Origin of the sequence: Snodgrassella alvi, assembly GCF_002777425.1 — a bacterium.
Classification (GTDB): Bacteria; Pseudomonadota; Gammaproteobacteria; order Burkholderiales; family Neisseriaceae; genus Snodgrassella; species Snodgrassella alvi_B.
Map to the genome: position 1 here is coordinate 1 of NZ_MDVC01000075.1, position 6,784 is coordinate 6,784.

General features: G+C 36.9%; 12 protein-coding genes. 10 read left to right on the plus strand and 2 right to left on the minus strand.

Going from position 1 to position 6,784, the window contains the following annotated elements; all coding sequences use genetic code 11:
* The 8 genes from BGI33_RS07235 to BGI33_RS07265 form a co-directional block, all read left to right on the plus strand.
* A partial coding sequence (locus BGI33_RS07235; protein ID WP_100090589.1) for an RHS repeat-associated core domain-containing protein occupies positions 1-441 on the plus strand: 441 nt, incomplete at its 5' end.
* A complete protein-coding gene (locus BGI33_RS07240; protein ID WP_025329789.1) occupies positions 434-886 on the plus strand; it encodes a hypothetical protein in 453 nt (150 codons plus the stop codon). The genes BGI33_RS07235 and BGI33_RS07240, both read left to right, overlap by 8 nt.
* Positions 887-1,471: 585 nt before the next feature.
* Positions 1,472-2,266, plus strand: coding sequence for an RHS repeat domain-containing protein (locus tag BGI33_RS07245; RefSeq protein ID WP_100090590.1), 795 nt, complete (start codon positions 1,472-1,474; stop codon positions 2,264-2,266).
* Positions 2,263-2,766: a CPCC family cysteine-rich protein gene (locus tag BGI33_RS07250; protein ID WP_025315297.1), complete on the plus strand. Its 504-nt coding sequence runs from the start codon at positions 2,263-2,265 to the stop codon at positions 2,764-2,766. Before BGI33_RS07245 ends, BGI33_RS07250 begins: the two co-directional genes overlap by 4 nt.
* Before the next feature lie 77 nt (positions 2,767-2,843).
* The gene (locus tag BGI33_RS13780; protein ID WP_257378933.1) at positions 2,844-3,008 is read left to right on the plus strand and encodes an RHS repeat-associated core domain-containing protein; all 165 of its coding nucleotides are present in this window, start codon (positions 2,844-2,846) and stop codon (positions 3,006-3,008) included.
* A 25-nt stretch (positions 3,009-3,033) separates the two neighbouring features.
* Positions 3,034-3,441, plus strand: coding sequence for an HNH endonuclease (locus BGI33_RS07255; protein WP_257378932.1), 408 nt, complete (start codon positions 3,034-3,036; stop codon positions 3,439-3,441).
* Between the two features lie 16 nt (positions 3,442-3,457).
* Positions 3,458-3,784 carry a DUF7716 domain-containing protein gene (locus BGI33_RS07260; RefSeq protein WP_100090591.1) on the plus strand — a complete coding sequence of 109 codons (327 nt, stop codon included), beginning with the start codon at positions 3,458-3,460 and terminating at the stop codon, positions 3,782-3,784.
* A gap of 83 nt (positions 3,785-3,867) precedes the next feature.
* Positions 3,868-4,734 (plus strand): hypothetical protein, encoded by an 867-nt coding sequence (locus BGI33_RS07265; RefSeq protein WP_100090592.1) that lies wholly within the window; start codon positions 3,868-3,870, stop codon positions 4,732-4,734.
* A gap of 3 nt (positions 4,735-4,737) precedes the next feature.
* Here the strand turns inward: BGI33_RS07265 and BGI33_RS14365 are convergent, their stop codons facing one another.
* The gene (locus tag BGI33_RS14365; protein WP_257378931.1) at positions 4,738-4,968 is read right to left on the minus strand and encodes a hypothetical protein; all 231 of its coding nucleotides are present in this window, start codon (positions 4,966-4,968) and stop codon (positions 4,738-4,740) included.
* A gap of 42 nt (positions 4,969-5,010) precedes the next feature.
* Positions 5,011-5,532: a hypothetical protein gene (locus BGI33_RS07275; RefSeq protein WP_144235396.1), complete on the minus strand. Its 522-nt coding sequence runs from the start codon at positions 5,530-5,532 to the stop codon at positions 5,011-5,013.
* Positions 5,533-5,592: 60 nt separating this feature from the next.
* Between BGI33_RS07275 and BGI33_RS07280 the strand changes: the two genes are divergently transcribed.
* Entirely contained in the window at positions 5,593-6,369 is a 777-nt protein-coding gene (locus BGI33_RS07280; RefSeq protein ID WP_100090594.1) for an RHS repeat domain-containing protein, read from the plus strand.
* A 2-nt stretch (positions 6,370-6,371) separates the two neighbouring features.
* The coding region (locus tag BGI33_RS07285; RefSeq protein ID WP_144235397.1) for a hypothetical protein at positions 6,372-6,784 on the plus strand (413 nt) is incomplete at its 3' end.

Consider the following 6,784-nt stretch of genomic DNA (forward strand, 5'->3'; position numbering starts at 1 on the left):
TTTACCCAGCCAGACCCGATTGGTTTAGCTGGCGGATTGAATCTGTATCAGTATGCGCCTAATGGGTTGACTTGGGTCGATCCGTGGGGGTTAATGAAATGTGGCCTTACAGGGAAGGAAGTTGGCAATGCAACTAACTTACCTATCATTAAGCGTGGTAGCCCTGAATGGAAGAAAGCAACTGAAATAATTCAGAGAGGTGGTAAATCCAATTTTAGAGTGAAGGATAAAGCTACTGCTGAACAACTGTTAAAAGATGCTAGAGGAAAGATAGAGATTCAGCCTACTTACTCTGAAATTCCATACAAAAAAGGTTATGAACATCACCCTAATGAATCGCATACAATAAATGCACCAGAGAATAATATACCCCACATAAAATGGAAGGATTGGAGTTTGGGTAAAAAATCTGGTGGAGCTGGGCATATATTTTATGAATAAAAAATTATTAACCATTGATGAAAAAAAATATCCTATTGCATGGAGATTTAATTCTAAAGATTGCTTGCTATCTTTTGATGAAAAAAGACAGATTATTTTTCTTGATACGGAGGAATCTAGTAATTTTTGGGATGTGACATTCCCATTTAACCATTTAATGAAAATGCATTCGTCATTTTGTTCTGTTATAGAAAAAATTAATTTGGATTTTGATCATCCTAACGAATCTTCTTTATTTTTCAAGAATAAATTAACAGACATTTCATTTGCTTTTTTCTTTTGGGGGAAAAAAGCGAGTGCGATTGTACCAGTGGATATTTTTGTAAAATCATGGGATGATTTTTTTTACCCAAGTGATGAAACAAGTATTCTTTTAATTCCCAATGGAAATAAAATGATTTTCTCTTATGAAAAAACATTTTTTTACGCAAATATATCCTTTTGATAAAGATTCAGAAAATACCAGTTGCTGATGTTACCAACTTTATTTTAGCAGATTATAGTTAAGTAAAACTGCAACCTGAGTGTAATAATCAATCTACTTACGTCCACCATTATACCCACAAAAAATTAATTGTTTAGACCAGCGAACAGAATAAATGCCCGTAGCACGTCACCCAAATCAAACAAGCACAGCGTGACGGCAACACCGACCACACTGAACGCGACAACCTGTACCGCGAAGTATCACGTACTCAGGGACGCCTGAACACCCAGTTCAAATACGACCGTAACAGCCGTCTGCAACGCAAACAGAATCCCATCCTGCCTGATATCCTGCTCGAACGCAGCTACCAGTACGACAACCTCGACCGGCTGGTAAGCAAAAAGCCAAACAAACCGCCATCGGCATCAACGCTACTACTACTACGCCGACCACCGCCTAAGTGAAGTACGCATCGAACAGCTAAACAAAACCGAACGATACCGCTACCTCTATGACGCCCTTGGCAGACGCATCGAAAAACAGAAGTTAGACCGCGAAGGCCAACCCTACAACCGTACCTGCTTCCTGTGGGACGGGTTAAGAATGATCCAGGAAACCGGCCCGAATCATCCTACCAGCCTGTATATCTACACAGACCAGAACAGCTACGAACCACTGGCACGGATAGACACAGACGGCAACCAAGAACAACATATCCGCTACTTCCACACTGACCTGAACGGCTGTCCAGAAGAACTAACCGATGCAAACGGTGAAATACTCTGGGAATGCAGCTTTCAGTTATGGGGAAAGCGGATTCATGAAATCGAACACGAATCAATAGAGCAAAACCTCAGATATCAGGGACAATATTTAGACAGAGAAACCGGCTTACATTACAATACTTTCAGGTATTATGATCCGGATATAGGTAGATTTACTCAGCCCGACCCGATTGGTTTAGCTGGTGGTTTGAATCTGTACCAGTACGCGCCTAATGGGTTGATGTGGATTGACCCACTTGGATTATGTTTTAGTAGTGTCAAATGGAAAAAAGGACAAAGTATTTGGAAAAAAGGCAAGTTAAGCGAACACTATAATAAGCATGTTGTAAAACAGAGCGAATTTGGTAATATTAGTATGAAACAATATCACGAGCAAATGGAAAAATTCTTAATTGAATCATCTCACAATTTTAAAGAAGCAAAAATTGGTAACCAACTCATTAAATTTGATCCAAATACAAATAGAGTACTTATTGGTCATGCGAAAGATAGAGAAATTCTTTCATTTTATAAAGCTCAATCAAGTCTTGTTAAAAATGACCCTTTCACCGATGCTATCAATGAAGCATTACGGAAAACAGGACTTTCAACAACGGATGTTATTTATAAATGAAAATAATAAGTAGAAAATTAGCATTAACTCATTTGGCTATAAATGAAATTACACAATGTTCAGAAAAAGATATTGATAATATTCTTTTTGCTGATTATTTTAATGAAGAAGGCGAGCATATAGAATATACAAATATTTATAATGATTCTATTCAGGAGTTTCTATTAAATTATTTTATTGATGTAAGATTAAAGGGATATTCTAATAAATATTTACAACAATTTCTTACCGCCTTATACAAAGAAAATTTTTCTATTGTCGGGGATGAAGATATTTTGGAAATATGCCCTTGTTGTCGTTATTTAACTTTAACCAGTCGAGGAAATTATGACATTTGTCCATTATGCTATTGGGAAGATGATGGAAAATCATTTAATGAATTAGATAATTACAGTTATGTAAATCATTCGACTCTTAGAGCATATAGAAAAAAATTTGAAGAGAGAAAACTTGAATTAAATAATATACCATATAAATTAGCAAGTAGTATTGCTGAGTAGATATAGAGCTATACCAACTTTACCTACTATAAATATACTTACATCAGCAAAATACTCTGGGAATGTAGCTTTTAATTATGGGAAAGCGGATTCAGGAAATCGAACACAAACCCATAGAGCAGAATCTCAGATATCAGGGACAATATTTAGACAGAGAAACCGGCCTACATTACAATACTTTCAGGTATTATGATCCGGATATAGGTCCAGCCCGACCCGATAGGCTTAGCTGGCGGGTTTAACCTGTATCAGTATGCGCCTAATGGGTTGACTTGGGTCGATCCGTGGGGATGGTATGCTGGAGAAGGAACTCGTGGTTTAGGGAAATATCATGTCTTCCATCAGCACACATTAGATCCCTCAGAATACACTCTTTCTGATACTGAGCATTTTAAGAGAGCGAATCAGTCTACTTATGAACGTATGCAGAGTGATCCTGCTTTTAAGAGAGAAATGCAAACTAAATATCCGGGAATTGTAGAGCATGTACAACCAAACTCAAAAGGTAAATTTAAGAGTGGATCTCCACCAAGTATGACATGGCATCATGAAAATAAAGAAGGAATATTGAGCTTAGTTGATCGAAAAGACCACAATAAATATCATAAAATATATCACCCTGATGGTTCTGGTGGTCGCAAAAAATGGGGTGGTGGTACAATTTGTCGTAAATAATAATTGGAGATTATGAATGAAAATTATTGAAGGTATCAATGGGCTATTAACCATTTATAAAGATCGTCCTGAATTATGGTATTTTTTATTTACAAATATTAAGATAGGTAATAAAAAAAAGGATATAAGAGAAGGTACTTTTTACCTTCCTGAAACTGATGATGATGATGATGAAATGAGTGAGTTGTGTGATAACTACCCTGATAAATACCGAGATTGGTTAGAATATCAAACTTTTTTAGATATTATTGACAATAAATTAGATCATCATCCTAATGCTACAAAAGAAGATTTATTAGATGCTATTATTTATTACCTTGAAAATGATGATTTTTTAGATTAATAAAACTGTAATAGTAAGATTTACCGTTGTCAATCGCATTAATGCAGCCTATTTAAAGCAGTTTTTATTGCTAAAGAGAGATTATGAAGAAATTTTTAGAATTACTAAATAAAAAAGGTATAAAGTATCTCATTCAAGACAATAAAATCACTGTTGATGGTAATTTAAATTTAAGAAACAGAGGAATTAAAGCATTACCTGAGAACTTATCTATTAACGGTGATTTGATTTTAACTCATACAAAAATTGAAGCACTACCTAAAAATTTTTCTGTTAGTGGTGATTTAGATTTAAGAAATACAGAAATCAAAACTATACCTGAAAAGGTATCTACTGGAGGTTATTTATATTTAACAAATACGGAAATCAAAGCATTACCTAAGAATTTTTCTATTAGTGGTAGTCTAAATTTAGCAAATACAGAAATAACAGCACTACCAGAACGCCTATCTGTTAAAGGTGATCTAAATTTAACAATGACAAAGATCAAAGTATTACCTAAAAATTTATTTATTGGAGGTAATTTATATTTAGGGTTTACTGAAATACAAGCATTACCTGAAAATTTTTCCATTAAAGGTGATTTGGATTTAAAATTCTCAAAAATCAAAATATTACCTGAAAATTTATCGATTGGAGGTAAATTAAATATAGAATCAACAAGTATTCGAGAATTACCTGATAATTTATCTGTTGGCACCGGTTTATATTTAGATGTAGATAAAGTACAAAATATAGTTTATCACAAAAACTGCGAAGATAACCCGCAAACAATTTTTGCTTGTTGGGTTAATAACGGATTCGCTATTCAAATGAATGACTTTTTTGGCACATTTCAAGAGTTTGAAAATATGGTTGATGAAAAGTATTCAGAAGAAATTTCTATAGAATACAAAAAATTGGCAAATACATGTATAAAAGAGTTAACTGAAAAATTAAAAATACTGTAGTCTTTATTTGGTAAGGTTGATTAAAAGAGCAAATATATCGGGGAAGGACGCAAATAGAAATATAGCTATGGCCAGCAGGGGAACCTGCTGAGCGAAACCACCGCACAGGGCACCCTCAGCCACCAGTACGACCCACTGGGCAACCGCATCGCCACCACCCTGCCGGATGGGCGCACCATCAACAACCTCTATTACGGCTCCGGCCACCTGCACCAGATAAACATCGACGGCCACATCATCAGCGATATCGAACGCGACAACCTGTACCGCGAAGTATTACGCACTCAGGGACGCCTGAACACCCAGTTCAAATACGACCGTAACAGCCGGCTGCAACGCAAACAGATACAGCACAATCAGAATCCCATCCTGCCCGATATCCTGATCGAACGCAGCTACCAGTACGACAACCTCGACCGACTGGTAAGCAAAAAACACAGCAAACACGGACAGACCGATTACCGCTATGATCACACCGGCAGAATCGAAGGCTGCCGTAATCAGAGATACTGGGAAACCCTGCAATACGATGCCGCTGCCAACCTGCTGGACAGTAAATACAGAGAAGAATACAGCAACTACAACCTGATTCGCTGTAACCAGCTGCTGCATTTCAGAGGGCACCACTACCGCTACGACGAGCACGGCCGAACCCAAATCAAACAGACCATCGGCGCAACCCAGCACTATCACTACGATGCAGAACACCGTCTGAGCGAAGTACGCATTGAACAGCTCAACAAAACCGAACGATACCGCTACCTCTATGACGCCCTTGGCAGACGCATCGAAAAACAAAAGTTAGACCGCGAGGGCAAACCTTACAACCGTACTCGCTTCCTGTGGGACGGGTTAAGAATGATTCAGGAAACCGGCCCGAATCACCCTACCAGCCTGTATATCTATACCGACCAGCACAGCTACGAACCACTGGCGCGCATAGACACAGACGGCAACCAAGAACAATATATCCGCTACTTCCACACCGACCTGAACGGCTGTCCGGAAGAGTTGACCGACGAAAACGGCGAATTACTGTGGGAATGCAGCTTTCAGCTATGGGGAAAACGGATTCATGAAATCGAACACGAACCCATAGAGCAGAATCTCAGATATCAGGGACAATATTTAGACAGAGAAACCGGCCTACATTACAATACTTTCAGGTATTATGATCCGGATATAGGTAGATTTACTCAGCCAGACCCGATTGGGCTGCTGGGTAGTTTTAATCTGTATCAGTATGCGCCTAATGGGTTTACTTGGATTGATCCACTTGGATTACATGTATCACACGGAATTGATGTTCTCGCTGATGACTGGGCAACTAAAGGTGCCCATGCTCATATTGACAAAATGGAGATTGCAATAAAACCTGGAAAAAATGGTGAAATAATTTACAAACCTGTATTTAGCAATACGAATGCAGAATCAATTGCTTGGAAAAAAGCTACTAATAAATTAGATGATTATTTATCAAATCCTAGAAATAAAGCAAAAGTTGTCGACTATTTGGAAAATGCCAAGGTCAGGTGGCCACGTAAGGGAGCTGAATGGAACCATTTACAAAAAGCATTGAAAAAACATGACATAGTAAAAGGAAAACTTGGCAAAATGAAAAAGATAGGGTGTTAAATATGGAAATGTTAAATATAGATATTATTGATATTATTAACAATGGAAGTTTTTTAAAGTGTCTACCGTCTTTAAAGAGAGACATTTTTTTTCATTGTTGTCAAATAGAAACGATGAAATCAGCAACTTTGTATACTGCTAAAATAGGATTCTTTGATATAGAAATAGGTATTTATAAAAAGGAATATAATGACTACGAAATAATTAATTTATCTGACGATAAAAAGGATTCTAATTATATAGCTATTCATGATATGCATGGAATAATGACAATGAATTTCAATAATATATTACAGTCCAACATCATCCAATTACTACCAGAGTATAAAGTAAATCATATAAATAATATAGAACAAATGGAAATATGTTTCTGTAGTGGAAGTACTATAATTTATCAGGATACCGATTTACCACC

Bases quoted from the DNA above. Each gene is read 5' to 3' on its own strand.
- BGI33_RS13780 (WP_257378933.1), top strand. From the start codon at position 2,844: ATGGGAAAGCGGATTCAGGAAATCGAACACAAACCCATAGAGCAGAAT.
- BGI33_RS07265 (WP_100090592.1), top strand. From the start codon at position 3,868: ATGAAGAAATTTTTAGAATTACTAAATAAAAAAGGTATAAAGTATCTC.
- BGI33_RS07260 (WP_100090591.1), top strand. From the start codon at position 3,458: ATGAAAATTATTGAAGGTATCAATGGGCTATTAACCATTTATAAAGAT.
- BGI33_RS07280 (WP_100090594.1), top strand. From the start codon at position 5,593: ATGATTCAGGAAACCGGCCCGAATCACCCTACCAGCCTGTATATCTAT.
- BGI33_RS07240 (WP_025329789.1), top strand. From the start codon at position 434: ATGAATAAAAAATTATTAACCATTGATGAAAAAAAATATCCTATTGCA.
- BGI33_RS07245 (WP_100090590.1), top strand. From the start codon at position 1,472: ATGATCCAGGAAACCGGCCCGAATCATCCTACCAGCCTGTATATCTAC.
- BGI33_RS07250 (WP_025315297.1), top strand. From the start codon at position 2,263: ATGAAAATAATAAGTAGAAAATTAGCATTAACTCATTTGGCTATAAAT.